Origin of the sequence: Vibrio sp. 3-2(1) (assembly GCF_963887575.1) — a bacterium.
GTDB classification, from domain to species: Bacteria; Pseudomonadota; Gammaproteobacteria; order Enterobacterales; family Vibrionaceae; genus Vibrio; species Vibrio anguillarum.
Map to the genome: position 1 here is coordinate 1 of NZ_CAWPGB010000042.1, position 1,258 is coordinate 1,258.

Here is a 1,258-nt window from a genome sequence, read left to right on the forward strand (position 1 = left end):
TGTAGTGGCATAGTGAATTTGGTCACTTAGTTAGAGGTGATATCATCACCTCATAAGTTAACAGGTGACATTATGACAAAACATACAAGACGACTATTTAGCGCAGAATTTAAGTTAGAAGCAGCGCAGCTAGTCTTAGACCAAAATTACTCAGTGACTGAAGCAGCCCAAGCCATGAATGTGGGCAAGTCCACGATGGATAAATGGGTTCGCCAGCTTAGAGAAGAACGCCAAGGGAAAACACCGAAAGCTTCACCTATGACCCCTGAGCAAATAGAAATTCGGGAATTGAAAAAGAAGCTGGCGCGCCTTGAAGAGCATAATGAAATACTAAAAAAAGCCACGGCTCTCTTGATGTCGGACTCACTGAACAATTCTTGATAATCAAGAAACTCAAGCAGAGCCACAGCGTAAAAATATTATGCGAAGTCTTCAATGTTCATCGAAGTAGTTATAACTATTGGCTTAAACGCCCAGCGTTAATTAATGCGGAAACAATAAAGCTGCGCAGCTTGATTAGCGAGGCTTACGCCGCAAGCAATGGCTCTGCGGGAACGAGAACCATTGCAGATATAGTCACAAATCAGGGTGTAAAGCTGAGCCGATACCGAGCAACAAAGCTAATGAGAACTCTTGGTTTAGTGAGCTGCCAAGAACCAAAGCATCGTTACAGAAAGGCTTCACAAGAACATATTGACGTTCCAAATCACTTAAGTCGTCAATTTGCTGTTACGGCTCCAAATGAAGTCTGGGCTGGCGATGTTACGTATATTTGGACAGGTAATCGGTGGATGTATTTAGCGGTCGTTATCGATCTTTTTGCCCGCAAAGTGATCGGTTGGTCGATGTCTTTATCACCGGATTCTAGGCTAACAGGCAAAGCTCTTTCGATGGCCTATGAGTCTCGTGGTAAGCCTAAAGGTGTTATGTTCCATAGCGATCAAGGCAGTCACTATACCAGCCGTAAATACCGTCAATTGCTGTGGCGCTTTCAAATAAAACAGAGTTTATCTCGCCGAGGAAATTGTTGGGATAATGCGCCGATAGAGCGCTTCTTTAGAAGTTTGAAGACGGAATGGGTGCCAACTGTGGGTTATCATAGCTTCGCTGAGGCTCAACAAGAGATCACCCGCTACATTATCGGATATTACTGCCAACTCAGGCCACATCAGTATAACGGTGGTCTAACTCCCAATGAATCAGAACGATTATATTGGGAAAACTCTAAAACCGTGGCCAATTTTAGTTGACCACTACA

1 protein-coding gene is annotated in these 1,258 nt (G+C 43.8%); it reads left to right on the top strand.

Translation table 11 applies throughout. The features are described from left to right. The first annotated feature begins 72 nt into the window (after nt 1-72). Nucleotides 73-1,250 (top strand): IS3-like element ISVch4 family transposase gene (locus tag AACQ79_RS13080; RefSeq protein ID WP_170899893.1). Its coding sequence is split into 2 segments (ribosomal slippage): nt 73-331 and nt 331-1,250, totalling 1,179 coding nucleotides; the frame shifts between segments, so codons are not numbered across the junction. Nucleotides 1,251-1,258 lie beyond the last annotated feature (8 nt).